Origin of the sequence: Pseudomonas lurida (assembly GCF_002563895.1) — a bacterium.
Lineage (GTDB): Bacteria > Pseudomonadota > Gammaproteobacteria > Pseudomonadales > Pseudomonadaceae > Aquipseudomonas > Aquipseudomonas lurida.
In genome coordinates this window covers 5,821,553-5,847,370 of sequence record NZ_PDJB01000001.1, presented here as the reverse complement: position 1 = coordinate 5,847,370, position 25,818 = coordinate 5,821,553, and the positions used below count along the sequence as shown (strand labels likewise).

At 61.4% G+C, this 25,818-nt stretch carries 23 protein-coding genes and 1 riboswitch; of the genes, 11 read left to right on the top strand and 12 right to left on the bottom strand.

Annotation, left to right across the window (positions count from 1 at the left end):
- Nucleotides 1–170: 170 nt before the first annotated feature.
- The 5 genes from ATH90_RS26700 to ahcY all read right to left on the bottom strand — a co-directional run bounded on the left by ATH90_RS26700 (nucleotide 171) and on the right by ahcY (nucleotide 6,721).
- Nucleotides 171–2,057, bottom strand: a complete 1,887-nt coding sequence (locus ATH90_RS26700; protein ID WP_034109883.1) for an RNA helicase RhlE2 — start codon at nucleotides 2,055–2,057, stop codon at nucleotides 171–173.
- A 221-nt stretch (nucleotides 2,058–2,278) separates the two neighbouring features.
- A complete protein-coding gene (locus tag ATH90_RS26695) occupies nucleotides 2,279–3,070 on the bottom strand; it encodes a substrate-binding periplasmic protein (RefSeq protein WP_034109882.1) in 792 nt (263 codons plus the stop codon).
- A gap of 63 nt (nucleotides 3,071–3,133) precedes the next feature.
- Nucleotides 3,134–4,216, bottom strand: a complete 1,083-nt coding sequence (locus ATH90_RS26690; RefSeq protein WP_034109881.1) for a hypothetical protein — start codon at nucleotides 4,214–4,216, stop codon at nucleotides 3,134–3,136.
- 78 nt (nucleotides 4,217–4,294) lie between these two features.
- The gene (gene metF / locus ATH90_RS26685) at nucleotides 4,295–5,140 is read right to left on the bottom strand and encodes a methylenetetrahydrofolate reductase [NAD(P)H] (RefSeq protein WP_034109880.1); all 846 of its coding nucleotides are present in this window, start codon (nucleotides 5,138–5,140) and stop codon (nucleotides 4,295–4,297) included.
- Nucleotides 5,141–5,311: 171 nt separating this feature from the next.
- The gene (gene ahcY / locus ATH90_RS26680) at nucleotides 5,312–6,721 is read right to left on the bottom strand and encodes an adenosylhomocysteinase (RefSeq protein WP_034109878.1); all 1,410 of its coding nucleotides are present in this window, start codon (nucleotides 6,719–6,721) and stop codon (nucleotides 5,312–5,314) included.
- 21 nt (nucleotides 6,722–6,742) lie between these two features.
- Nucleotides 6,743–6,849, bottom strand: a riboswitch (S-adenosyl-L-homocysteine riboswitch).
- Between the two features lie 191 nt (nucleotides 6,850–7,040).
- Here ahcY and ATH90_RS26675 point away from each other — a divergent pair.
- The 3 genes from ATH90_RS26675 (at nucleotide 7,041) to ATH90_RS26665 (ending at nucleotide 10,435) form a co-directional block, all read left to right on the top strand.
- Nucleotides 7,041–7,445 carry an acyl-CoA thioesterase gene (locus ATH90_RS26675; RefSeq protein ID WP_010207175.1) on the top strand — a complete coding sequence of 135 codons (405 nt, stop codon included), beginning with the start codon at nucleotides 7,041–7,043 and terminating at the stop codon, nucleotides 7,443–7,445.
- A 99-nt stretch (nucleotides 7,446–7,544) separates the two neighbouring features.
- Nucleotides 7,545–9,476: a patatin-like phospholipase family protein gene (locus ATH90_RS26670; RefSeq protein WP_098467500.1), complete on the top strand. Its 1,932-nt coding sequence runs from the start codon at nucleotides 7,545–7,547 to the stop codon at nucleotides 9,474–9,476.
- A gap of 71 nt (nucleotides 9,477–9,547) precedes the next feature.
- The gene (locus ATH90_RS26665) at nucleotides 9,548–10,435 is read left to right on the top strand and encodes a formate/nitrite transporter family protein (protein ID WP_069078775.1); all 888 of its coding nucleotides are present in this window, start codon (nucleotides 9,548–9,550) and stop codon (nucleotides 10,433–10,435) included.
- Here ATH90_RS26665 and ATH90_RS26660 read toward each other — a convergent pair.
- Nucleotides 10,429–11,688 (bottom strand): cation:proton antiporter, encoded by a 1,260-nt coding sequence (locus ATH90_RS26660; RefSeq protein WP_034109873.1) that lies wholly within the window; start codon nucleotides 11,686–11,688, stop codon nucleotides 10,429–10,431. The genes ATH90_RS26665 and ATH90_RS26660 overlap by 7 nt on opposite strands.
- A gap of 204 nt (nucleotides 11,689–11,892) precedes the next feature.
- Here ATH90_RS26660 and ATH90_RS26655 point away from each other — a divergent pair, with 204 nt between their 5' ends.
- Entirely contained in the window at nucleotides 11,893–12,279 is a 387-nt protein-coding gene (locus ATH90_RS26655) for an MAPEG family protein (protein WP_010207167.1), read from the top strand.
- Nucleotides 12,280–12,406: 127 nt separating this feature from the next.
- Here the strand turns inward: ATH90_RS26655 and mltA are convergent, their stop codons facing one another.
- Entirely contained in the window at nucleotides 12,407–13,591 is a 1,185-nt protein-coding gene (gene mltA / locus ATH90_RS26650; protein WP_034109871.1) for a murein transglycosylase A, read from the bottom strand.
- Nucleotides 13,592–13,720: 129 nt separating this feature from the next.
- On the opposite strand from mltA, the gene ATH90_RS26645 reads away from it, so the two are divergent.
- On the top strand, nucleotides 13,721–14,170 hold the full coding sequence (locus ATH90_RS26645; protein WP_034109869.1) for a c-type cytochrome: 450 nt from the start codon (nucleotides 13,721–13,723) through the stop codon (nucleotides 14,168–14,170).
- A 6-nt stretch (nucleotides 14,171–14,176) separates the two neighbouring features.
- Here ATH90_RS26645 and ATH90_RS26640 read toward each other — a convergent pair whose 3' ends face one another.
- The 5 genes from ATH90_RS26640 to ATH90_RS26620 all read right to left on the bottom strand — a co-directional run bounded on the left by ATH90_RS26640 (nucleotide 14,177) and on the right by ATH90_RS26620 (nucleotide 19,153).
- Complete coding sequence (locus ATH90_RS26640; protein ID WP_034109867.1) at nucleotides 14,177–14,572, bottom strand: DUF1090 domain-containing protein; 396 nt, start codon at nucleotides 14,570–14,572, stop codon at nucleotides 14,177–14,179.
- Between the two features lie 42 nt (nucleotides 14,573–14,614).
- Nucleotides 14,615–16,279, bottom strand: a complete 1,665-nt coding sequence (gene ligB, locus ATH90_RS26635) for an NAD-dependent DNA ligase LigB (protein ID WP_098467499.1) — start codon at nucleotides 16,277–16,279, stop codon at nucleotides 14,615–14,617.
- A 95-nt stretch (nucleotides 16,280–16,374) separates the two neighbouring features.
- Entirely contained in the window at nucleotides 16,375–16,725 is a 351-nt protein-coding gene (locus tag ATH90_RS26630) for a hypothetical protein (protein WP_069078462.1), read from the bottom strand.
- Between the two features lie 222 nt (nucleotides 16,726–16,947).
- On the bottom strand, nucleotides 16,948–18,138 hold the full coding sequence (gene metK, locus ATH90_RS26625; protein WP_034109862.1) for a methionine adenosyltransferase: 1,191 nt from the start codon (nucleotides 18,136–18,138) through the stop codon (nucleotides 16,948–16,950).
- A gap of 19 nt (nucleotides 18,139–18,157) precedes the next feature.
- On the bottom strand, nucleotides 18,158–19,153 hold the full coding sequence (locus ATH90_RS26620; RefSeq protein WP_098467498.1) for an ArsR/SmtB family transcription factor: 996 nt from the start codon (nucleotides 19,151–19,153) through the stop codon (nucleotides 18,158–18,160).
- Between the two features lie 272 nt (nucleotides 19,154–19,425).
- Here ATH90_RS26620 and tkt point away from each other — a divergent pair, with 272 nt between their 5' ends.
- The 6 genes from tkt (at nucleotide 19,426) to fba (ending at nucleotide 25,780) form a co-directional block, all read left to right on the top strand.
- A complete protein-coding gene (tkt, locus tag ATH90_RS26615; RefSeq protein WP_025857659.1) occupies nucleotides 19,426–21,423 on the top strand; it encodes a transketolase in 1,998 nt (665 codons plus the stop codon).
- Between the two features lie 138 nt (nucleotides 21,424–21,561).
- Nucleotides 21,562–22,617, top strand: a complete 1,056-nt coding sequence (epd, locus tag ATH90_RS26610; RefSeq protein ID WP_069078459.1) for an erythrose-4-phosphate dehydrogenase — start codon at nucleotides 21,562–21,564, stop codon at nucleotides 22,615–22,617.
- Between the two features lie 17 nt (nucleotides 22,618–22,634).
- Nucleotides 22,635–23,798 (top strand): phosphoglycerate kinase, encoded by a 1,164-nt coding sequence (locus ATH90_RS26605; protein WP_032879003.1) that lies wholly within the window; start codon nucleotides 22,635–22,637, stop codon nucleotides 23,796–23,798.
- A 29-nt stretch (nucleotides 23,799–23,827) separates the two neighbouring features.
- Nucleotides 23,828–24,055 carry a hypothetical protein gene (locus tag ATH90_RS26600; RefSeq protein WP_034109854.1) on the top strand — a complete coding sequence of 76 codons (228 nt, stop codon included), beginning with the start codon at nucleotides 23,828–23,830 and terminating at the stop codon, nucleotides 24,053–24,055.
- Nucleotides 24,056–24,116: 61 nt separating this feature from the next.
- On the top strand, nucleotides 24,117–24,449 hold the full coding sequence (locus ATH90_RS26595) for an MliC family protein (protein WP_034109852.1): 333 nt from the start codon (nucleotides 24,117–24,119) through the stop codon (nucleotides 24,447–24,449).
- A gap of 266 nt (nucleotides 24,450–24,715) precedes the next feature.
- Entirely contained in the window at nucleotides 24,716–25,780 is a 1,065-nt protein-coding gene (gene fba, locus ATH90_RS26590) for a class II fructose-bisphosphate aldolase (RefSeq protein ID WP_003177554.1), read from the top strand.
- Nucleotides 25,781–25,818: the final 38 nt, after the last annotated feature.

The window sequence follows — 25,818 nt, the reverse complement described above, 5'->3', positions numbered from 1 at the left end:
GAATGCAACCAGTGTGGGCGTCGGGGTGCCTGTGATGCGGGCACTTTGGAGCACCAGGCACACCGAGTCGATGCAGCCGCAGGCACGCCAGCTCCCATAGTTGATCGGGGTCGAGTCAAAAAAAATGCCCCGCCTCTTTCGAGGCGGGGCATTTTCATGGGCGTTGAAACTCAGCGATTGCGGGTCAGCAATGCCGGTTTTTCACCACGAGGACGGCCTGGCAGTTGATCCAACTGCTCTGGTGTCGGGAAGCGATCAGCTTTCGACTCCTTGTGGATGATCTTCGGCGCCGGGCCGCCGCGCGGGTTCTGCACGGCCGGTTCGGACAAGCGAGGCTGATCGTCACGGGCGGGGCGGCGGTTATTGCTGCGCGAGTCATCGCGACGAGCCTGGCCGTCACGGGGGGCACCGTTACGCGGGCCGTTGCGCTTGGCAGGCGGCGTACCGGTGGTGCCGCCGCTGCTGTTGCGCGGACCATTCTGACGACCGCCCTGAGGCTGGCCGCCACGTGGCGCGCCTGCGCCCGCACCTTGTGCCGGGGCACCTGGACGGCGACCACGGCCCTGGGCCGGCTTGGCCTGGGGCACGTAGTCAACGCGGTTGCCGAAGTTATCCACATCGTCGTCGAGGAACTCGTCCGGGGCGCGGTCAGCGGCAGCGCGTGGCGGCTGGCTCGGCTGGCGCTGTTCGCGGGCCGGGGTGCCTTCACGGGGTTTCTGCTCGCGGGCCGGGCGTTCGCCACGGCCGTTGGTAGGCGCTTTTTCCTTGCCGCCCTTGTCCTTGCCCTTGTCGCGACGACCACCGCCGCCACCGCCGCCGTTCGGGCCGTCGCCCTTCGGCCCGCGTGGGTTACGCGGGTTGCGCACATCCGGACGCTCGCGCGCTTCTGGCTTCTCGGCCTCCACGGCGCTGGCATCGAAGCCCATCAGGTCGCCGTCGGCGATTTTCTGCTTGGTCATGCGTTCGATGCTTTTCAGCAGTTTTTCTTCGTCCGGTGCAACCAGGGAGATGGCTTCACCCGAACGACCGGCACGGCCGGTACGGCCGATACGGTGCACGTAGTCTTCATCGACGTTTGGCAGCTCGAAGTTGACCACGTGTGGCAGTTGGTCGATATCCAGGCCGCGGGCGGCGATATCGGTGGCGACCAAAATGCGCACGGAGCCGGCCTTGAAGTCGGCCAGGGCCTTGGTGCGCGCGTTCTGGCTCTTGTTGCCGTGGATGGCGACGGCGGTGAGGCCGTGCTTGTCCAGGTACTCGGCCAGGCGGTTGGCGCCGTGCTTGGTGCGGGTGAACACCAGTACTTGTTCCCACGCGCCGGCGGTGATCAGGTGGGCCAGCAGCGCACGCTTGTGGCTGGCGGCCAGGCGGAAGACGCGTTGCTCGATACGTTCGACCGTGGTGTTCGGCGGCGTGACTTCGATGCGTTCCGGGTTGTGCAGCAGCTTGCCGGCCAGGGCGGTGATGTCCTGGGAGAACGTCGCCGAGAACAGCAGGTTCTGACGTTTGGCCGGCAGGCGGGCGAGGACCTTTTTCACGTCATGGACAAAGCCCATGTCGAGCATGCGGTCGGCTTCGTCCAGCACGAGGATTTCCACGTGGGACAGGTCGACGCTGCCTTGGCCGCACAGGTCGAGCAAGCGACCAGGGCACGCCACCAGCACGTCTACGCCACGGGACATGGCCTGAACCTGTGGGTTCATGCCGACGCCGCCGAAGATGCAGGCACTGACGAACTTCAGGTCGCGGGCATACAGCTTGAAGCTGTCATGCACTTGAGCCGCGAGTTCGCGGGTTGGGGTCAGGACCAGTACGCGCGGTTGGCGCGGGCCGTGACGCTGGGATTTGTCCGGGTGACCGTTGGGGAACAACCGCTCCAGAATCGGGAGGGCGAAGCCGCCGGTTTTACCAGTACCTGTCTGAGCCGCAACCATCAGGTCGCGACCTTGCAACACGGCGGGAATGGCCCGCTGTTGCACCGGAGTAGGCTCGGTATAGCCCGCTGCCTCGATGGCGCGGACTAAAGCCTCGGAGAGACCGAGGGAAGCAAAGGACATGAGTAATCCTGTTTTAGTTAGGGCTTGGCCCAAAGGGATAATCTTGCCGGGCGTGAATGGCGCTTAGGGGAGCGCAACCCCGTCCGGTCCTGCTGCGTCTGGCGGGCACTCCACCGGCTCGCGCGGGCTGAAAGCTGCGCTGTAGCGGGGTTGGGTGCCTTTTTCAAGACCTCAGCGGCCGGGCGTAAGCCTGGCGGAAAGGCCGGAGTATAACAGAGCAATCACTGTGCGCTGCTTTCCTGCTGCTCAACGGTGCGTCCCGGCGCCGTATTGGCTTGGATCCCACCATATTTGGCGCTCAAGGCGCTATACGCCGGTTCTTGCTTGAAGCGTTTGAGCTCGGCGGCAAAACGTTGTACCAGCAGGTCCATGCCCGCGCCACGGCGCACCGCGAGGAACTGCGACTGGCGGCTGACCACCGCGGGTGCCTGGCTGACCTTGCCTTCCAGGCCCAATGCCTTGATCACATGCTGGCCTACCCGGCGGTCGGTGACCAGCAGGTCGATTCGCCCCAGCATCAATTTACCGAAGTTGGCCTCATGGCTGGGCGCCGGTTCGCGGTTGAACAGGGTTGAATCGCTGAACTCGCCGCCGTACAGGTAGCCTGGCGACGTGCCGACCGTAAGGCCGCGCAGTTCTTCGAGGCCTTCGACGGGGTGGGGGCGCTCATTGGCGTAGAAGAGTACGAACTCCACTTCCGACAGCGGTTCGCTGGGGTACAGAAGCAAACCGTCGCGCTCGTGGCTGTGGAAAATGTCCAATGCTCCGTCGGCATTGCCTTGGTCGAGCATGGCCAGGCAGCGCTTCCACGGCAGGAATTGCCATTGCACCTCGACGCCCAGGCGCTGGAATACGATCACCGTGGTTTCATAGTCCAGCCCGCGCATGGTGCCGTTGTCGTCGTACACATAGGGCGCCCATGGCTCCGTCACAATGCGCAGTTTCTCGCCATAAGCAGCCAGGCTCAGGCAAGTAAAGAGGGCAGCAGTGAACAACTTGAGAATGACGGGCATGCCCTGAGGTTACGACGCTCCTGCCTTAAAGAGAAGCTCTGGCACGCGCCTCCTCGGATGGGGCTATTTGGCCGGTGAGGTCATCAAGTGTTCGTAGATCGCGGCGCGTCGCTCGCCGAGAATCAGGCGCACCACGGGGTTGGCAAACCAGTGTTCCAACTGATGGGCATCGATCGGATGTTTCTGGCGTTCTTCCTGGTTCTGTCGGGCCTTGTCCCACCAAACCGGGCCACACGCCTGGTCGAACTCGTTCTCATGCTCGTAGCAGCCGTAGAGGATTTCGCGGATGAACTGCTGCTGGTGCTTGGGCAGCAGCAGGGTGATCAGTTTGTACAGCAGGCGCTGCAGGCGGGGAGGGCGCGGCAGGTGCGAGGACACCTGGCGGGTGTCGGCCAAGGCCAATGCGCTGGTAGGGGCGGCCGCATGCTTGGCGATCCAGGCCTTGACCTTGGCGCGGAACAGTTGCTTGCGACTCCAGTAATGGTGGATCAGGTCCGGGCATTCGCGCACGTTGACCGTGCGATAGGCAGCGATCGACAGGCAGAATTCTTCGAGGGTATAGGCGCCCTGGGCATAGGGGAACAGTTCGTCCATCAAGGCGATGGAGCGGTCGAGGATGTGCGCGTCCTGTTGCGTCAGGCCCATGACCCCGGAGTTGAGCGTCATCATGTCATCGTCGGCCACACCCATGTCCAGCAGGCGTTGGCGCAGGGCGGTGTAGAGAATGCTTTCGTGGTTGTCGCCGTAGCGGGTGTAGAACGCGTTGCACAACAGGGTGCCAGGCTGCACGCGCTCGAACAGGTCCATCGGTGAATGATGGAAGAAGGTGTCGGTGTCGATCAGCATGGCCACCGGCGACTCTTCCAGCACTTGGCGCAATACCACATGCTTGGTGCGGAAGTGATAGCCGTGGGGCTCACTCCAGCGCTGGCGGGTGGCGTCGTCCAGCGGGCGCACGCGCACTGGCAAAAGGCGATAGGGTTCGGGGTTGTCGCTGAATACCTGGATGTCCACGGCGGCGTCCGGGGTGTCCTGCAGGAAGGCCAGCGCACTGGCGATACTGAACACCGCCTCTTGGTGGTAGGTCTCGGAGCCGAAGACCAGGTAGACCAGTTGTGGGCGGGAAGTCGTGGGCACTGTATTCATGGACTGCTGGGTTCCGTAGGCATGTAAAACGACGAAGGCCCTCGTCGAGACGAGGGCCTTGGCACAGCCGGACAAGCGTCAGCGTGGCAGCTTGAGGTTGTTCCAAATGGCAAGGCTGGGTTCAGCCTGGTTCAGGGTATAGAAGTGCAACCCTGGCGCGCCACCCTGCAACAAATCTTCACACATTGTGCTGATGACCTGTTCGCCAAATGCCTGGATGCTTTTGACGTCGTCGCCATAGGCTTCCAGTTGTTTGCGCACCCAACGTGGGATCTCTGCACCGCAGGCGTCGGAGAAGCGCGCCAGCTTGCTGTAGTTGGTGATCGGCATGATGCCCGGCACGATCGGGATGTGCACGCCCATGGCCTGTACACGCTCGACGAAGTAAAAGTAGCTGTCGGCGTTGAAGAAGTACTGGGTGATCGCGCTGTCGGCACCGGCGTTGGCCTTGCGCACGAAATTCTGCAGATCGTCTTCGAAATTGCGGGCCTGGGGGTGCATCTCCGGATAAGCCGCCACTTCGATATGGAAGTGGTCGCCGCTCTCTTCGCGGATGAAACTCACCAGGTCATTGGCGTAGCGCAGCTCACCGCTGGCCATGCCCATGCCGGAGGGCAGGTCACCGCGCAGGGCGACAATGCGCTTGATGCCGGCGGCCTTGTATTGGGTCAGCAGGCTGCGCAGGTCGGCCTTGCTGTCGCCCACGCACGACAAGTGCGGGGCGGCGGGAACTTTGACTTCGCTTTCCAGCTGCAACACGGTGTTGATCGTGCGGTCACGGGTCGAACCGCCCGCGCCGTAGGTGCAGGAAAAGAAGTCGGGGTTGTAGCTGGCCAACTGCTTGGCAGTCGCCATCAGTTTTTCATGCCCAGCATCGGTCTTGGTCGGGAAGAACTCGAAGCTGTAGCGACGGTCTTGGGACATGGTAATACCCTTGGAAACTCGAAAACCGGATGGGGCCGGGTTGTTCGTATGCCTGTTGCACCGCGTTCGCTGGCAGGCCAACTCCTACATGGTACTTATAGGCGCTGGCTTGCCAGCGAAGCAGGCGACTCGGTGCAATAGCCCACCCCTGGGGGTGGGCTGCCAGGCCGATCAGTAACGGTAAGCGTGCGGCTTGAACGGGCCTTCGACGGTCACGCCGATGTAGTCGGCCTGGGTCTTGGTCAGTTGAGTCACTACGCCGCCGAAACCGCGGACCATTTCCAGGGCCACTTCTTCGTCGAGTTTCTTCGGCAGTACTTCCACGGTCAGGCGCTCGGCTTTCTGGGCTGGCGACAGGTCGGCGTACTTCTGGCCGAACAGGAAGATCTGGGCCAGTACCTGGTTGGCGAACGAGCCGTCCATGATGCGGCTTGGGTGGCCGGTGGCGTTGCCCAGGTTAACCAGGCGGCCTTCAGCCAGCAGGATCAGGTAGTCATCGTTCTGCGGGTCGAAATCACCAGCACCGGTACGGTGAACCTTGTGTACCTGTGGCTTCACTTCTTCCCATGCCCAGTTCTTGCGCATGAAAGCGGTGTCGATTTCGTTGTCGAAGTGACCGATGTTGCACACCACGGCGCGCTTCTTCAGGGCTTTGAGCATGTTCGCGTCGCAAACATTCACGTTACCGGTGGTGGTCACGATCAGGTCGATCTTGCCCAGCAGGGCTTTGTCGATGCTCGCTTCGGTGCCGTCGTTCTGGCCGTCGATGAACGGCGAAACCACTTCGAAACCATCCATGCAAGCTTGCATGGCGCAGATCGGGTCGACTTCGGAAACCTTGACGATCATGCCTTCCTGGCGCAGGGACTGGGACGAACCCTTGCCCACGTCACCGTAGCCGATCACCAGGGCTTGCTTGCCCGACAGCAGGTGGTCGGTGCCGCGCTTGATCGCATCGTTCAGGCTGTGACGGCAGCCGTACTTGTTGTCGTTCTTGCTCTTGGTCACCGAGTCGTTGACGTTGATGGCCGGGATTTTCAGCTCGCCCTTGGCCAGCATGTCCAGCAGGCGATGCACGCCCGTGGTGGTTTCTTCGGTCACGCCGTGGACGCGGTCGAGGATCTGCGGGTATTTCTTGTGCAGCAGCTCGGTCAGGTCGCCGCCGTCGTCAAGGATCATGTTGGCGTCCCATGGCTTGCCATCTTTCAGGATGGTTTGCTCCAGGCACCACTCGTACTCTTCCTCGGTCTCGCCTTTCCAGGCGAATACCGCGATGCCGGCAGCAGCGATGGCCGCAGCGGCCTGGTCTTGAGTCGAGAAAATGTTGCAGGACGACCAACGTACTTCGGCACCCAGGGCAACCAGGGTTTCGATCAGCACGGCAGTCTGGATGGTCATGTGGATGCAGCCGAGAATCTTCGCGCCCTTGAGCGGTTGCTCTGCGGCGTACTTGCGGCGCAGACCCATCAGGGCAGGCATTTCGGATTCGGCGATAAAGGTTTCGCGACGGCCCCAGGCGGCGAGGGATATGTCGGCGACTTTGTAGTCGTTGAAATCTGCAGGCGTAATTACAGCGCTCATGAAGAGCCTCCATTCGTAGTGTGCGAATGGGCGCCGTTGTGCGTTTAGTATCAGGCCAGATGGACCAGGCCGGACAACGCCCCATCCGAGCCTGACAGGTTGAACCTGCTGCAGCGCCCCTCGGACAGGTGGCGGGAGAACGGTATCAACTGAAGATGACCGTTTTGAAGCGGTGGCGATTATAGCTTTCTTTGAGCGGCAAGTGGCAAGCCGAAAGCGGCAAGTGAGCGCGGTTCGGCTTTTAACTTGCACCTTGTCGCTTGAAACTTGAAGCTGGAGGGGCCAAATCTACTGCTCAAACACCTCGGAGCCCCGCCCCATGAACTTCCACACCCGCAAATGGGTAAAACCCGAAGACCTCAACCCCAACGGCACCCTGTTCGGCGGCAGCCTGCTGCGCTGGATCGACGAAGAAGCGGCCATCTACGCCATTGTGCAATTGGGCAACCAGCGTGTAGTGACCAAGTACATCTCCGAAATCAACTTTGTCAGCGCCTCGCGCCAGGGCGATATCATCGAACTGGGCATCACCGCCACCGAGTTCGGCCGCACCTCTATCACCCTGACCTGTGAAGTGCGCAACAAGATCACCCGCAAGAGCATCCTCACTGTCGAAAAAATGGTCTTCGTCAACCTCGGCGAGGATGGCCTGCCGGCGCCTCATGGCCGCACGGAGATCAGGTACGTTAAGGACCAATTCAAGGATGACAGTCTTCCTGAGTAAGTAAGCCTGCGGTGTGATTTGCTTTACCAAATCATTCCGCATGGATCGTTGCCCGGCTCTCTCCTCACTCAGGGGTTACACCCTCTGGAGAGCCCGCGTATGAAAGTGTTCAACTCGATCGCCCAGATTCAACCCCCATTGAGTGACAAGGCTCACTCTGCCACCCATCACAGCGAGAAGACGCCTCTGGTAGAGGGGGTGGGCAAGCGCAATGTGACGCTTCTGCGCGATCATCAGGGACGGGTGGAGGTGATTTTATCGGCGCCACCCGTCACGAGCCTGGTGCTGAGTGGCGGCGGGGCCAAGGGCATTGCCTTTTCGGGGGTGGTGCAGGCCCTGGAGGACGCCCGAAAGCTGGAGGGTATCCAACAGGCTTGCGGTTCATCCGCCGGAGCCATTTCGGCGGCGCTGCTTGCCAGTGGCATGGGGGCGGCGGCGTTCGACACGTTGTCGGACAACATAGACTTGCCAAGCCTGCTGAACAGCAAAGACGCCGTGACGGCTTGGCTGCAGGATGCCAGTACGACACTTGGCAAACTCATCAGCTACTTGCCCAGCCCCGTCGGCAACATTTCCCAGTTGTTGATGACGTTGCTGCCGCGCCTGCAGACCGAAGCCTTCCCCCTTGAAGAAATGATCCGCAACGAGTCACGTCAGTCGATTCTTGCGCACATCGCGCAAACCCCACGAGAAACCCGTCCGGCCGAAGTCATGAACATTGCTGACAGGCTGAGCGCCGGTGGCGCACCGACGTTCGGCGATCTTGAGGTGTTGCAACGGCATATTCCTGCGATCAAGCAACTCAGTATCACCGGGACCGGCCTGTTTGATGGTCGCCCGCAATTGGTGGTGTTCAACGCCAGTTTGACCCCGGATATGGACATCGCCCGGGCGGCGCATATTTCGGGTTCATTGCCGGTGGTGTTCAAGAGCCCTGTGGAGCAGGGTCATGGCTTCCAGGCATCAACTGAAACCACCGTTTTCAAGGACGGTGGCTTGTTGCTCAATACCCCAGTGCCAGGCGTGGTGCAGAGGGCATTTGCCGATAGCCCCCTGAACAAGTCCGAATCGTTGATTGTCACGTTCGAGTCGAACGCCACTGATCCGTCGGCTCGCAGCGGTAGTTTTTTCAGTAGTGTGGCCAATCGCATCACGGGCGTTGCGCATTCGGCCGCGGGGGCCTTTCAAGATAAGAGGCTTGAAGCGTTTGCCGAACAGACGGTGACGTTGCCCCTCAAGACCGAGAAAGGTGACTTTCGAGGCCTGCTCACCGGCACGGTCAACTTCACGATGCAGGATGAGCAGAAGCAACACTTGCAGGCAAAAGCACGCCAGGCGGTAGAGGCGCATCTGGAACGCCGCACCCTGGCACTTGAGCATCACGCGTTCCACTCCCTGGATGAGGCGGTGCTGGCCATGGACGATGAAATGCTCGCCAGCGTGCAACCGACGCTGCAAAAAGACCCGGCCGCCGCGGATGTGCTGATGTTTCGAGAGAGCGCGAGACAGGCGTTGCACACCCTTGATCGCGCAATTATCGAGGCGAATACGTCGCAGGACACGCTGGTGTTCACGCCGAAAATTTCATCGGCGTTGCGTAACCTGGATGCCCTGGCCCGTCGGCCTGAGCACATCGATTGGCTGGGGCGGCGCCTCAATGTCGAAAGCCAGCGCAACTTCCAGCAATTGCTGCAAGTGGCCGCCAGGCAGGTCGCACGCGATGCCTTGCCGATGTCCAGCGTCATCGGCAGCGCTGTCGCCGAGATGCACGTGCGTGATATTGCGATGAAGGCGGAAAACTTCACCCGGGAGGTGATCTACCCCTCGCTGTTCAGGCCAGGCCAGCCCGAGTCCAACGTCGAATTGTTGCACCGGGCAGCGCAAGACCTGGCGTGGGCGAGGACACCCAGCGAGTTCAACCGGGTACTCGACACCCTCGCCGAGCACTACCAGGCGCGTAACAAACCCTGGGACAAGCCACACCGTTCCACCACTGTGGACATGGCCCGGGCCTGGCGGCTGCAGGTTTAGTTGCATGGCCACTGAACAGCCACTGTGGCAGCGTGTCGTAGCTACAGGCACCCCTTGGACTCTGGATGATCATGGCCACCGACGAAGCAGGCAAAACTCCCAATCTCTCGCAGGAAGAGCAGCAGGACGTCGACAAGAACCAGCCGCCTCGCGCGGCAGTGCTGCACGAAATCATTCGCACCCAGGGCGATCAGGAACTGGAACGCAGCGTCGCCGCCTTATGGTGGTCGGCACTGGCGGCCGGGCTGACCATGGGCCTTTCGCTCATGGCGATGGGGTTGCTCAACTCCCGCCTGCCGGATGGCGAAGCCTTCAAAGTGATCGCCAGCTTCGGTTACTGCGCAGGCTTCCTTGCGGTGATCCTTGCCCGACAGCAATTGTTCACCGAAAACACCCTGACGGCCGTGCTGCCAGTGATGAGCAAGCCGACGCTCGGCAACGCCGGGCGACTGTTGCGGCTATGGACGGTGGTGCTGGTAGGCAACCTGTGCGGCACCCTGCTGGTGGCGTATGTCATGTTGCACCTGCCGATCTTCGATACCAAGACCGACCTGGCCTTCCTCGAAATCGGCCGCAAGATTATGGAGAACGATGCCGGCCAGATGTTTGCCAAGGGCATTGTCTCTGGCTGGATGATCGCCACCATGGTGTGGATGATTCCCTCCATGGAAAGCGCCAAGATGTGGATCATCATCCTGATCACCTACTTGATGGCCTTGGGCGATTTCACCCATATCGTCGTCGGTTCGGCCGAGGTGTCGTACCTGGTATTTGCGGGCGAGTTGCCGTGGAAGGACTTTTGGTTGGTGTTCGCCGGGCCGACCCTGGCGGGCAACATCATTGGCGGCAGCTTTATCTTTGCGCTGATCAGCCATGCGCAGATTCGTAGCGAAAGCAGCTTGCCGGGCAAGAAAGCTGCGGACCCTAGGCATCCGCAGCAGATCAACAAGGATCAGTGAGCCTCAGGCGCGGCCTGGGGCTCGTCCCGGGTCACGCGCTTGACCAGCTTGCCAATGCTCAGACCCTGCAACAGGATCGACGACAGCACCACGATGTAGGTGATGCTCAGCAACAGGTCGCGCTCCGGTCCCAGCGGCAGGGCCAATGCCAGTGCCACGGAAACCCCGCCGCGCAAGCCACCCCAGGTGAGGATGCGGATGGTGCCGCGTGGCACGCTGCGCCAGCGCCGCAGCAACAGGATGGCGGGTGCTACGGTCAGCAGGCGCGACAGCAGGATCGCTACGGCCAGCAGGCTGGCGGCGAACGCGTGTAGCCAGTTGAACGGCAACAGCAGCAGTTCCATGCCGATCAGCGCAAACAGCAGCGCGTTGAGCATGTCGTCGAGCAGTTCCCAGAAACCGTCCAGGTAGCGACGGGTCATGTCGTTCATCGCCAACTTGCGTCCCAGGTTGCCGATGATCAGGCCGGCGACCACCATCGCAATCGGTGCGGAGACGTGCAGTTCGGTGGCCATTGCCGAACCGCCGATGACCAGGGCGAGCGTCAGCATCACTTCGATCTGGTGCTGCTCGATGCTCTTGATCATCAGGTAGACCAGGTAGCCGATCAGGCCTCCGAACACCACGCCACCAATCGCCTCATGGGCAAACAGCATGGCAGTCGCGCCCACGGTGGGCGTATCGCCCAACTGTGCGATACCCAGCAGAACGGTGAACACCACCACTGCCGTACCGTCGTTGAACAGCGACTCGCCGACAATCGTGGTCTTGAGTGGCTTGGAGGCGTTGGCGGTACGCAGCACGCCCAGTACCGCAATCGGGTCGGTGGGGGAAATCAACGCGCCGAACAGCAGGCAGTACAGGAAGCTCACCTGCCAGCCAAACAGGGCAAAGATGTAATACGCCAAGCTGCCGATCACGAGGGTCGCGATCAATACGCCGAAGGTCGCCAGCAAGCCGATGGGCCAGCGGTAGCTGCGCAGATCGTTCAGGTTCACGTGCAAAGCACCGGCGAACAGCAGGAACGAGAGCATCCAGTTCATCAGCAAGTCGCCGAAGTCGATCTGGCCGATCAGTTGCTGGATGCGTTCTTCCAGGCCCGGGTAGCCGAGAACGCTCAAGCCTTGCAGGATCAGCGAAAACACCAAGGCCGTGACCATCACTCCGATGGTGGGTGGCAGGCCGATAAAACGGAAGTTCACATAGGTGAGCAGAGTGGTAAGGCAAATGAAGGCGGCGACAAGTTCAAGCATCCGGGGTCCTTGGAAGTTGGGTGGGGGAGCATTAACGGGGGATGGACCGCAACAGCGGCGCGATGTTGCAGGGCTCAGGCCAAATCACCGATAGAACCTTTGTGGGTCTGGCGGCTCATAGCGATGGGTGCGGCTTTTCATGTTTAGTGCTAAAACTCTAATTTCCGTTTCAAACTAAAAAGCAAACTAAAAAAGGAATCAGTGATGACGGTGGCCTTCTGGTGTGTGTTGATCGCAATTTTCCTGCCCTACCTGTGCACGGGGGTGGCCAAGTTCAGCGGTGGCAAGTTCGGGCCGCGGCAGAACCACGACCCTCGTGCGTTCCTGGACACCCTCGAAGGGTTTGCCAAGCGCGCTCACAGTGCGCAGCTCAATAGCTTTGAGGTCACGCCAGCATTTGCGGCAGCCGTGATTATCGCGCACCTGGCCGGTACGGCCGAATTGGTGACCATCAATGTGCTGGCCGTGCTCTTTATTACCAGCCGCCTGCTGTACATCATCTGCTACCTGGCAGATTGGGCGATGTTGCGTTCGCTGGTGTGGTTTGTGGGGATGGCGCTGATTGCGAGCTTCTTCTTCGTCTCGATCTGACGTTTAAGGCAAATCCCCTTGTGGGAGCGGGCTTGCTCGCGAATGGGGTGTATCCGTCAGCACATCTGTGACTGATACACCGCGTTCGCGAGCAAGCCCGCTCCCACCTATGGATCCTCAGCGTGTATTAAGTCCCGGCCGGTGCATCCGGCACCTGCGGCAATGCTGCGCCCTTGGGCCACAGCATCCAGATCTGCCCCTGCTGCTTCATGTTGCCAGCCAATTCACCCGCTGCATCGCCGGTGCCCCAGAACAGGTCCGCACGCACTTCACCGGTGATTGCACCGCCGGTGTCCTGTGCGGCCACCGGCCGGGCGATCGGCGAACCATCCGGCTTGGTGGTCGAGAGCCATAACAGGCTGCCCAGGGGAATCACCTTGCGGTCCACCGCTACGCTGTAGCCTGCGGTCAACGGTACGTTCAAGGAGCCGCGTGGGCCTTCGTTGCTGTCAGGCCGGGCGCTGAAGAACACATAGCTGGGGTTGCTCGCCAGCAGTTCCGGAATACGCTGCGGATGCGCCTTGGCCCAGGCGCTGATGGCGCCCATGGTCACGTCTTCTTTCTTCAATTCGCCTTGCTCTACCAGCCAGCGCCCGATCGGGCGGTAGGGGTAACCGTTCTGGTCGCCATAACCCACGCGCAGTTGGCGTCCACCGGCCAGTTGAATGCGGCCCGAGCCCTGGATCTGCAGGAATTGCAGGTCCATCGGGTTAGTCAACCAGGCAATCGGTTTGGCCGTGGAGCCCTGGCCGTTGATGGCGCTGGCATCGTCGTAGGGCTTGAGCACGCGACCTTCCAGGCGACCGCGCAGGCGCTTGCCCTTGAGTTCGGGGTAGATGCTTTCCAGGTTGACGATGATCAGGTCGTCCGGCACACCGTACACCGGCACATTGGCGGTGGCGGTCTTGGTCAGGCTGCCGGGGTAGACCGGTTCGTAGTAGCCAGTGATCAAGCCGTTCGGGGTGTTGTCGGCCGAGCGCAGGCCGAACACATCCAGGCGTTCCTTGAGAAACCCACGCACTGCGAGTGCATTGCTCGGCACCGTGGCGGCGGCCGCACAGGTCGGGCCCCAGACCGGGTCTGCCTTGAGGCGCTGGCAGGCGCTGCGCCAGGACTCAAAACCGGCCAGCAGGTCGCTGTCGGACACCGCCGGCAAGGCTTCCCAAGGTGCACTCACATAGGTGGCGACGGCATGAGGTTTGGATGTTTCATCTTTGGCTGTTTCCTTGCCCGCGTCGCAGCCGGCCAACAGCGCGATCATCGGCAGAGCCCACGCCAGGCGGCGGCTCCAGGGTTTCAAGTTGAAATTCATACACATACTTCCTGAAGCGATTGCCCGCGTCGCAACGCGGGTGGGCAACCCTTATTAATAATAGGGCTATTGGTCTTTGCGAGCAGGGCGAGGATACTGGCCGCCGTTTCCCGTGACCTCGAAGCCACCATGACTTTTAAACGACTGACCGTTGTACTGCTGGCCTGCCTGACGCTGTCTGCCTGTGGCGGCGTTGATCCTAATTCGCCGTTGGGCCAGCGCAAGGCAATCTTCAAGCAGATGCTCAAGACCGGTGAGGACCTGGGCGGCATGCTGCGCGGGCGCATTCCGTTCGACGGCGCAAAATTCGCCGAAGGGGCCGTCAAGCTGGATGCGTTGTCCCATGAACCGTGGAAGCATTTCCCGAGCGTGCGTGAAGAAGATCACACCAGCGCCAAGGACGATGTCTGGCAGAAACAGGCGCAATTCCAGCAACTGGCCCGCAACCTTGAAGCGGCCACCGGTGAATTGGTGATCGCCAGCCAGGTGCAGCCCTACAAGGCCAGCAACCTGGGGCCGGCGGTGCAAAAAGTCGAAGATGCCTGCAGCGCCTGCCATAAACAGTTCCGGGACCACTGACCGGTTTTACTGGTCGAGTTCTTCCACGGCGTCCTGCAGTTCCTTGCGGGACTCGGCGAGCTTGTCCTTACGCTTGTTGATCTTGTCCGCGTCGCCTTTTTTCATGGCTTTGTCGAGGTCGGCCTGGCGGCGGCTGACTTCATGCTTGGCGTCGAGCACCTTGTTTTCACGCTCCTTCTTCAGGGCCGCGTCGGTGCAATTGGCAGTGACTTCGCCCAGGGCTTTTTCCAGGCCGGCTTGTTGCGCACTGTTGCCATGCGCCTTGGCCTGTTCGATCTGGGTGCTGATGGCTTGGCGCTTGGCCGCGCAGCCGGTGAGCTGAGGCGCGTCTTCAGCGGCCAGCAGCGGTGTGGTCATGAAGCTTGCGATGGTCAGCAAGGCAAGGGGGGCTAGGAATTTCATGTGGGGCTCCAAAGTCGCAGTCTGATGGCGCGGGCAGCAGGTTCAAAACCCGTCTATCCCCGCCACGCGTAATGTTTCAGCCATGGCCTGTACGTGCGGGTCGCGAAAAAAAGCGCTCAGTTGCGCTGCGCGGCCCGGGCCGATGCCATCGATGGCCAGCCAGGCCTGGGTGTCTCTGGCGACCAGCGTCTGCCAGTCGCCTTCCAGGTTGTTACGTGCCGCAGGCGGTACACCCAAGGCCTTGAGCCATTGTGCAAAGGGCCGTTGTCGCGCGCTGTGAAAGCTCTCTAGCACTCGCGCACGGCTGCGATCACCGAAGCCATCAATGTTAGCAAGCTCTGCCGCATCCAGGGTTAACCAATCGAGAAAGCCTGCGATTAGACCGGCCTGGATCAATACGTTCCAGGTCTCGCGGCCTATGTGTGGCAAGGCAAGGCCCTGGTTGCCGCTCAGCCAGGTAAGACGTGCCAGCAACTGCTCCTCACAGCCTGGGTCAAGTTGCCAGCAGCTCAATGCGTGGAATTTTCCAGGGTTGGGCACTGGCAGGTCCGCCCGGGTGGTGCTGCGCAGGATGACCTCGTCCAACCGGGGAATCACTTGGCCCGCCAGGCTGATGGATACCTGGTCGCCAGGGCGGATATCCAGCGATTGCCAACGCTTCAATGAACCGGCACTCACCCGGCTGATCTGGCGGTCATCCAGGCGCACCGGTTCCAGCTCGAGCATGGGCGTGATGCGCCCGGTGCGGCCGATGTTGAATTGCACGTCGCGTACCAGCGCCAAGGCCTTGCCGAGCGGGTACTTCCACGCCACCGCCCAGTAGGGTGCACTGACCTGCCAACGCCCGGCGGGGGCGCGCTGCGCCTGGTGCAACACCACGCCATCGCTGGCGAATGGCAGTGGGTGGTTGTACCAATAGGCGCGCCAGTGCGTGGCTTCGGTGATGTTCTGGATGGGCTGGCTGTAGCGACGGCTATCACTGAAGCCCCAGCGTGCCAATGTGGCCAGGCGCTCGCTAAACCCGGCCGGCCCTTCCGGCCAGGCCCAGACGAACAGGCCAATGCCAGCGGCATCGGTGTCGTTCAATTGCTTGCGGTTCATCAGCCCGGCCACCTTGCTGCGCGCATTGACCCCCCCGCTTACGGATTGCACGTGGTCGTCCAGACGCCAATAGAGTTCGCCTTGCAGCACGAGGTCGAGGGGGGCGGGCAGTTGCTGGACGATGCCGGGAATCTTGCGCGCAGAGGCAGACCAGTCGTGGCCCACGGCCCCATCGCCTCGGCTGATGACCTGGCTCAGGCGCCCGTGGCGATACACCAGGCTCACCGCGACACCATCCACCTTGGGTTGAATCCAGACATCCTGGCGTGTGCCCAGCCAGGTGCCAACGGCCTGTTCATCCAGGAGTTTTTCCAGGCCGGTATGGGCCACGGGGTGAGGCAGGGTCCCGCGTGAACTCGCCAAGGGGGTGTCGGACGCCACGGTAGATTCGGGGAAACACTGGCGCCAATGGGTCAAGCGCTGGCGTGCCTGGTCGTAGAGTTCATCGCTGACAGGCGATTGGCCGAGCCGGTGGTAACCGTCATCCCACTGGTTGATCTGTTCGGCCAGGATGCCGACCTGTGAGCGGGCTTCATCCGGGCAACCTTCGGCCCATACCCCATAGGGCAAGGCGATGAGTAACAGGGCATACAGTAAACGCATCATGAGCATCCTTGCTCGGAAAGGACGCCCAGCCTAAATGATCCAGACGGCCACAAAAAAGCCCCGACAGTGCGGGGCTTTTTACCGGGTATTTCTACTTACTTGAACAGACCGCCCAGGGCTTTCACTGCATCAGGCTTATCGGCCTTGGCTTCTTGGGTTTGTTGCTTGGCGTCGGCTTTGGCCTGAGCTTCAGAAAGTTTGTTGCAACCTTTGTTGATCTGGTCCTGCGCCGCTTTGAAAGCCTTCACCTTCATGGTGTCCTTCTGGGCCTCGGCAGCATCGATCTTGGCTTGCAGGTCGTTGGCTTGCTTCTGGCAGTCGCCGGCGTTGCCGCCACCCAATTGGGCGCTCAGGGCGCCACTCAGTGCGCTCAGGTCGGCGGCGTTTGCCGGCAGGGCGAACAGGCTGAGCAGAAGGGCGGCAGGGGCGAGCGTGGAAATGCGCATGAAAAACCTCAATGTTCGATTGCCTGCACGCGTGTGAATCCCGGGCTGGCGCAGGGCAATATCCAAATAAGGTGAAGGGCCCGAGAGGGCGCGGATTCTAGAGGGCCATCATTGGGCCTGCAAGGTTTGGATCCAAAAAATGTGAAGGTCGTCGCGTGATTCGCGCGGCAATAAAAAGCCCCGCCGGGCGAACCCGGCGGGGCTTTTGAGCACCAACAGCGATTACAGGCCGGCGGCAGTGCGCAGGTCGTTGGCGCGGTCGGTTTTTTCCCAGGTGAAGGTGGTGAAGGTGTCGTCGCCGACCGTCTTCTGCGCAGGGGTGCGACCGAAGTGACCGTAGGCCGCGGTTTCCTGATACATCGGGTGCAGCAGGTCGAGCATGGTGGTGATCGCGTAAGGACGCAGGTCGAAGATCTCACGCACCAGCTTCACGATCTTGTCATCGCTGATCTTGCCGGTGCCGAAGGTATTCAGCGAGATCGACGTAGGCTGGGCGACACCGATGGCGTAGGACACTTGGATCTCGCAACGCTCCGCCAGGCCGGCGGCGACGATGTTCTTGGCCACGTAGCGACCGGCGTACGCGGCCGAGCGGTCCACCTTGGATGGGTCCTTGCCCGAGAACGCGCCACCGCCGTGGCGGGCCATGCCGCCGTAGCTGTCGACGATGATCTTGCGACCGGTCAGGCCACAGTCGCCCACCGGGCCGCCGATGATGAACTGGCCAGTCGGGTTGATGTGGAACTGGGTGTCCTTGCTCAGCAGTTCGGCAGGCAGCACGTGCTTGACGATCAGCTCCATCACGCCTTCGCGCAGGTCGGCGTAGGACACGTCCGGGTTGTGCTGGGTCGACAGCACGACAGCGTCGATACCAACGACTTTGCCGCCTTCGTAGCGGCAGGTCACCTGGGACTTGGCGTCGGGGCGCAGCCACGGCAGCAGGCCGTTCTTGCGGGCTTCGGCCTGACGCTGCACCAGTTGGTGCGAGAACGTGATCGGTGCCGGCATCAGCACGTCGGTTTCGTTGCTGGCGTAGCCGAACATCAGGCCCTGGTCGCCGGCGCCTTGATCTTCAGGCTTGGCACGGTCGACACCCTGGTTGATGTCGGGAGACTGCTTGCCGATGATGTTCATCACGCCACAGGTCGCGCCGTCAAAGCCGACGTCGGAGCTGGTGTAGCCGATGTCGGTGATCACGTCACGGACGATCTGCTCCAGGTCGACCCAGGCGGTGGTGGTCACTTCGCCAGCGATGATCGCTACACCGGTTTTCACCAGAGTCTCGCACGCCACACGGGCGAACTTGTCTTCAGCAATGATGGCGTCCAGCACCGCATCAGAAATCTGGTCGGCGATTTTGTCCGGATGCCCTTCAGACACGGACTCGGAGGTGAAAAGGGAGTATTCGCTCATCTCGATGTTTTCCTGATATTTACCGATGGTGAGTGTCGCCAGTCGGCCGCTGAAAATGGCGGACCTGGATCTGGAAACCATTACGTAAACCTACATAGAGGCTTTCCCCGGGAACGAGTCCCGCAGCGGTGGCCCAACGGGCCAGATCGTCCTGTTCAAAACCCAACCAGAGATCACCGCAGGCCTCCCTGGCCCAATTCTGGTTGTGGCTGCATAAATCCGTGACCAGCAGGCTACCGCCGGGGTGCAGCAGCCCGGCCATTTGCTTGAGGGCGTCGGCGGGGGCGGCGAAATGGTGCAGCACCATATTCAACACCACGCAGTCGGCCTGCAGGCTGTTGTGGTTCAGCGCGTCCGCCAACTGCAGGCGAACGTTGCCCAATGCTTCACGCTCGCAGAGCTGGCGCGCCAGTTCGAGCATCGCCGGGCTGTTGTCCAGCGCCGTGACCTGCTGGAACCGTCGCGCCAGGTCCGGCAGGAAACCGCCATCGCCCGGGCCGACTTCCAGTGCCGTGGCCTCATGACTGAAGCTCAACTTGTCCAGCAGCGCCAGCACACTGTCGCGGTACTGAGGCAAGCCTGCGATCAAGTCCTGTTGGGCGCGAAACTTCTCTGCAACCCGTGCGAAAAAGTCCTGGCTCGCGGCGGCGCGCTGTCCATGCACCTGGCCGATGCGCGACTGTACGTCGCCCGGAAGGCTCAGGTTATCCACTTCTTCGAGCAGGGCTGCGTGCAGCTTGCCGCCAAGCAATTCGGTGTGGGGCAGGGCACGGCGGTAGAAAATCGCATTGCCTTCACGGCGGGTCGCTACCAGGTCGGCCTGGGCCAGGACCTTCAAGTGGTGGCTCATGCCGGACTGGCCGATGGCGAAGATCTGCGCCAGTTCGAGTACGCCAAACGAATCGTTGGCCAGTGCGCGCAATACGTTCAGACGCAACGAGTCGCCAGCGGCCTTGCACAAGGCTGCCAGTTCATCGCCGTCGTCGGGGCGCAGTGAGGGCACGGGTAGGTTCATAAGGCCAGCAGTCTAGTGATGGGTGGAAATACCCGCAAGGCCAATATCAAAAAGTTTTGATATTGATCGATAAGTGGCGGTTATAAGCCGCCGCCATGACCTTTAGACGAACCGGTTAAAGGTTTCTGCAGGCGATTGCCGGGCAAAGCACAGGAAAAACGCCCACAAGTGACTATCTGTCATTGCCCGCAGGCGGTGGCTGAGGGAAAATGCCGGTCCTTTTTTGCGTTTCTTTTAATCAATCACTATTCAAAATCCTCAGGAGAACAGCGATGCCCAGCCGTCGTGAGCGTGCCAACGCCATTCGTGCCCTCAGCATGGATGCCGTGCAAAAAGCCAACAGCGGCCATCCCGGTGCCCCGATGGGCATGGCGGATATCGCCGAGGTACTTTGGCGTGACTACCTGAAACACAACCCGAGCAACCCGTCGTTCGCCGACCGTGACCGCTTCGTGCTGTCCAACGGGCACGGCTCGATGCTGATCTACTCGCTGCTGCACCTGACCGGCTACGACGTCACCATCGATGACCTCAAGAGCTTCCGCCAGCTGCACAGCCGCACCCCGGGCCACCCGGAATTTGGCTACACCCCAGGCGTCGAGACCACCACCGGTCCCCTGGGCCAAGGCCTGGCCAATGCCGTTGGCTTCGCGCTGGCTGAAAAAGTCCTGGGCGCGCAGTTCAACCGCCCTGGCCACGACATCGTCGATCACCACACCTACGTGTTCCTGGGTGATGGCTGCATGATGGAAGGCATTTCCCACGAAGTCGCTTCCCTGGCCGGTACCCTGGGCCTGGGCAAGCTGATCGCCTTCTACGATGACAACGGTATTTCCATCGACGGCGAAGTCGAAGGCTGGTTCACCGATGACACCCCGAAGCGTTTCGAAGCCTACAACTGGCAGGTGATCCGCAACGTCGACGGCCACGATCCGGAAGAGATCAAGACCGCCATCGATACCGCCCGCAAGAGCGCGCAGCCGACCCTGATCTGCTGCAAGACCACCATCGGTTTCGGTTCGCCGAACAAACAGGGCAAGGAAGACTGCCACGGCGCCCCACTGGGTGACGCGGAAATCGCCCTGACCCGTGAAGCCCTGAAGTGGACCCACGGCCCGTTCGAAATCCCTGCCGACATCTACGCCGAATGGGATGCCAAGGAAAAAGGCCTGGCGACCGAAGCCGAGTGGGACCAGCGTTTTGCTGCCTACTCCGCCGAATTCCCTGAACTGGCCAATGAGCTGGTACGCCGCCTGGCTGGCGACCTGCCTGCCGACTTCTCGGAAAAGGCCTCGGCCTACATCGCCGAAGTCGCGGCCAAGGGCGAGACCATTGCCAGCCGTAAAGCGAGCCAGAACACCCTGAACGCCTTCGGGCCGCTGCTGCCTGAGATCCTCGGTGGTTCGGCTGACCTAGCCGGTTCCAACCTGACCCTGTGGAAAGGCTGCAAAGGTGTGTCGGCTGAAGACGCCAGCGGCAACTACATGTACTACGGCGTGCGTGAGTTCGGCATGAGCGCCATCATGAACGGCGTGTCCCTGCACGGCGGCCTGGTGCCTTACGGCGCGACCTTCCTGATGTTCATGGAATACGCCCGCAACGCCGTACGCATGGCTGCGTTGATGAAGAAGCGCGTCATCCACGTGTACACCCACGACTCCATCGGCCTGGGCGAAGACGGCCCGACGCACCAACCGGTCGAGCAACTGACCAGCCTGCGCACCACGCCGAACCTGGATTGCTGGCGCCCAGCCGACGCGGTGGAATCCGCCGTGGCCTGGAAGCACGCCATCGAGCGCAAGGACGGCCCTTCGGCGCTGATCTTCTCGCGTCAGAACCTGCAGCACCAAGTGCGTACCGACGCGCAGATCGCCGACATCAGCCGTGGCGGCTACGTGCTCAAGGACTGCATCGGCGAGCCGGAGCTGATCCTGATCTCCACCGGTTCCGAAGTGGGCCTGACCGTGCAGGCGTACGACAAGCTGACCGCGCAAGGCCGCAACGTACGTGTTGTGTCCATGCCGTGCACCAGCGTGTTCGAAGCCCAGGACGCCGGCTACAAGCAATCGGTGCTGCCGTTGCAGGTCAGCGCGCGTATCGCTATCGAAGCGGCTCACGCCGACTACTGGTACAAGTACGTGGGCCTGGAAGGCCGCGTGATCGGCATGACCACCTACGGTGAGTCGGCGCCAGCGCCAGCGTTGTTCGAAGAGTTCGGCTTCACCCTGGAAAACATCCTGGGCCAGGCTGAAGAGCTGCTGGAAGACTAAGTCAGTCTGCGTTGTCTGTACTGGCGCCACCGCGGGCAAGCCCGCTCCCACATTTGGCTCTGGGTCTAATGTAGGAGCGGGCTTGCCCGCGATGGCGATACTGCATTCAACACCGAACTTACCTTGATCGAGAACCCCATGCCCCAACCGCGTCCCTACAAAGTTGCACTCAACGGCTACGGCCGCATTGGTCGTTGCGTCTTGCGTGCTCTGTTCGAGCGAGGGGCGGCGGCGGGGTTTGAAATTGTTGCAATCAACGATCTGGCCGACATGGCCAGCATCGAATACCTGACACGCTTCGACTCCACCCACGGCCGCTTCCCCGGCGAAGTACGGGTCGAAGGCGATTGTCTGCATATCAATGGCAACTGCGTGCAGGTCTTGCGCAGTGCCACCCCCGAAGGCATCGACTGGAACGCACTGGGCGTCGACCTGGTGCTGGAATGTTCCGGTGTCTACCACACCCGGGCCGATGGCCAGCGTTTCCTCGACGCCGGCGCACCGCGTGTGCTGTTTTCCCAGCCGATGGCCAGCGAGGCGGACGTGGACGCCACCATCGTCTACGGTATCAACCAGGATTGCCTGACCGGCAATGAGCTGCTGGTGTCCAACGCGTCCTGCACCACCAACTGCAGCGTGCCGTTGTTGCGCCTGCTGGATCAGGCGATCGGCCTGGACTACGTGTCGATCACCACCATTCACTCGGCGATGAACGACCAGCCGGTGATCGACGCCTACCACCACGAAGACCTGCGCCGTACGCGCTCGGCGTTCCAGTCAGTGATTCCGGTGTCCACCGGCCTGGCGCGCGGTATCGAGCGACTGTTGCCGGAACTTGCCGGGCGAATCCAGGCCAAAGCCGTACGGGTGCCGACGGTGAACGTGTCCTGCCTGGACATCACCATGCAAACCGTCAGCGACACTGACGCGACGGAGGTCAACCGGATCCTGCGCGACGCCGCCACCAGCGGCCCGCTCAAAGGCTTGCTGGCGTACACCGAGTTGCCGCACGCCAGTTGCGATTTCAACCATGACCCGCATTCGGCGATTGTCGATGCCAGCCAGACCCGCGTTTCCGGCCCGAGGCTGGTGAACATCCTGGCGTGGTTCGACAACGAATGGGGCTTTGCCAACCGAATGCTGGATGTTGCGGAACATTATCTGCACATCGCATCCAAACAACCTCAACAGTAATTCAGGAACTGCGACCCATGACCGTGTTGAAGATGACCGACCTCGATCTGCAAGGTAAGCGCGTACTGATCCGCGAAGACCTCAACGTCCCAGTCAAGGACGGTGTTGTCACCAGCGATGCGCGAATCCTGGCTTCGCTGCCGACCATCAAGCTGGCCCTGGAAAAAGGCGCGGCCGTGATGGTCTGCTCCCACCTGGGTCGCCCGACCGAAGGTGAGTTCTCCGCCGAAAACAGCCTCAAGCCTGTCGCCGAGTACCTGAGCAAGGCCCTGGGTCGCGACGTGCCGCTGGTGGCCGACTACCTGGGCGGCGTTGACGTGAAGGCCGGCGACATCGTGCTGTTCGAAAACGTGCGCTTCAACAAAGGCGAGAAAAAGAACAGCGACGAACTGGCCCAGCAATACGCTGCGCTGTGCGACGTGTTCGTGATGGATGCCTTTGGCACCGCCCACCGCGCTGAAGGCTCCACCCACGGCGTGGCCAAGTTCGCCAAGGTTGCTGCGGCTGGCCCACTGCTGGCTGCTGAACTGGACGCACTGGGCAAGGCCCTGGGCGCGCCGGCGCAACCGATGGCTGCCATCGTCGCCGGTTCCAAGGTGTCCACCAAGCTGGACGTGCTTAACAGCCTGAGCCAGATCTGCAACCAACTGATCGTCGGCGGCGGCATTGCCAACACTTTCCTGGCCGCAGCCGGCCATCCGGTGGGCAAGTCCCTGTACGAGCCGGACCTGCTGGACACCGCCCGCGCTATCGCAGCCAAGGTCAGCGTGCCGTTGCCGGTGGACGTGGTGGTGGCCAAGGAATTCGCCGAAAGCGCCGAAGCCACCGTCAAGCTGATCGCTGACGTGGCCGCCGACGACATGATCCTGGATATTGGCCCGCAAACCGCAGCCAACTTCGCCGAACTGTTGAAAGCGTCCCAGACGATCCTGTGGAACGGCCCGGTTGGCGTGTTCGAGTTCGACCAGTTCGGCAACGGCACCAAGGTGCTGGCCAAGGCCATCGCCGAAAGCTCGGCATTCTCCATCGCTGGCGGCGGCGACACCCTGGCGGCCATCGATAAATATGGCGTGGCTGACCAGATCTCCTACATTTCTACCGGTGGTGGCGCGTTCCTCGAGTTCGTCGAGGGCAAAGTGCTGCCGGCCGTTGAAGTGCTGGAAACCCGAGCCAAAGGCTGAGGCTCGTGATCCGGAAAAGGAGTATTCCCATGATCAAGTCGTTGGCATTGGTGATCGCAGCAGGCCTTTTGGCTGGCTGCGGCAGCACGCCAAGCGCGGCGCCGGAGGCGGGCAAGCCTGGCGCCGAGCAGAAAAAAAGCTGCTACCAGGCTGACTGGCAAGCCGAGACCATGCCGGTGATCAACAAGCGCATCGGCAACGAACGGCTGGAGAAATACGACTCCGCGCCCAACGGTCAGGAACAGGGTTGCCCTTGACGGGTCTGATCAACTAACCGACAGCAGCGGCGGCCCCCTGGTCGCCCTGTGAGGATTGGCAATGAAAGGCGTTTTCGCCCTGGCAGCCCTGGCCCTGTTGGCCGGCTGCAGCAGCATGAACATGTTCAACAAGGCAGAGCCTGCCGATAAGTGGACCACCTGGACCTGCGACAGCAAGGCCGAGGTCAACTGGCGCTTTGCCAACCCGGCCCGCACCGAGGTCGATGTTCGCCTCGGCGGTTCCGACCAGGTCTACCGCCTCAAACAGGACGTTGCCGCCTCAGGCGTGCTGTACAGCAACGACCAGTTGGCGTTTCACACAAAAGGTGAGGAAGGCCTGGTTTACTGGGTAGCCACCGATGATTTGATCGGGCGCGGCTGCAAAGCCCAATAGTGAGCTCACTGAAGATCAACGGTGGGAGCGAGCTTGTCCGCGAAAGCGGTGGGGCAGTAGGCGAATTCGGTGACGGCTACACCGCCATCGCAGGCAAGCCAGCTCCCACATGAGTTCGGTTCCACAGTGGAATGTGAGTCGAGCTCATCAGCAATAACGATTCAGCAGGTCAGATGTACACACCCTGACCGGCAATAACTTGAATAGCAGCCGCCGCTACGGCAGGCTTGCACGATTAACGACCCTCGACCGGGAGAGACAACACAATGGCACTTATCAGCATGCGTCAAATGCTGGACCACGCAGCCGAGTTCGGCTACGGCGTCCCAGCCTTTAACGTCAACAACCTTGAGCAGATGCGCGCCATCATGGAAGCCGCTGACAAGACCGACTCCCCCGTGATCGTCCAGGCCTCGGCCGGTGCACGCAAATACGCCGGTGCCCCGTTCCTGCGTCACCTGATCCTCGCCGCGATCGAAGAATTCCCGCACATCCCGGTGTGCATGCACCAGGATCACGGCACCAGCCCTGACGTGTGCCAGCGCTCCATCCAACTGGGCTTCAGCTCGGTGATGATGGACGGTTCCCTCGGCGAAGACGGCAAGACCCCGACCGACTACGAATACAACGTCCGTGTGACCCAACAGACCGTGGCCATGGCTCACGCCTGCGGCGTTTCGGTTGAAGGCGAGCTGGGCTGCCTGGGTTCCCTGGAAACCGGCATGGCCGGCGAAGAAGACGGCATCGGTGCCGAAGGCGTGCTGGATCACAGCCAGATGCTGACCGACCCGGAAGAAGCCGCTGACTTCGTGAAGAAGACCCAAGTGGATGCCCTGGCCATCGCCATCGGCACCAGCCACGGCGCCTACAAGTTCACCAAGCCGCCTACCGGCGACGTGCTGGCTATCGACCGCATCAAGGAAATCCACAAGCGCATCCCCAATACCCACCTGGTGATGCACGGTTCTTCCTCGGTCCCGCAAGAGTGGCTGGCGATCATTAACCAGTACGGCGGCGACATCAAGGAAACCTACGGCGTACCGGTTGAAGAAATCGTCGAAGGCATCAAGTACGGCGTGCGCAAGGTCAACATCGATACCGACCTGCGCCTGGCGTCCACCGGTGCGATGCGTCGCCTGATGGCCACCAACCCGAGCGAATTCGACCCGCGTAAGTTCTTCGGCGCGACCGTGACCGCGATGCGCGATGTGTGTATCGCACGTTATGAAGCGTTCGGTACTGCCGGTAATGCTTCGAAGATCAAGCCGATCTCCCTGGAAGCGATGTATCAGCGTTACCTGAAAGGTGAGTTGAACGCCAAGGTGAACTGAGCCTGCGGCGTTTAAACAGAAGCCCGCAGCGATGCGGG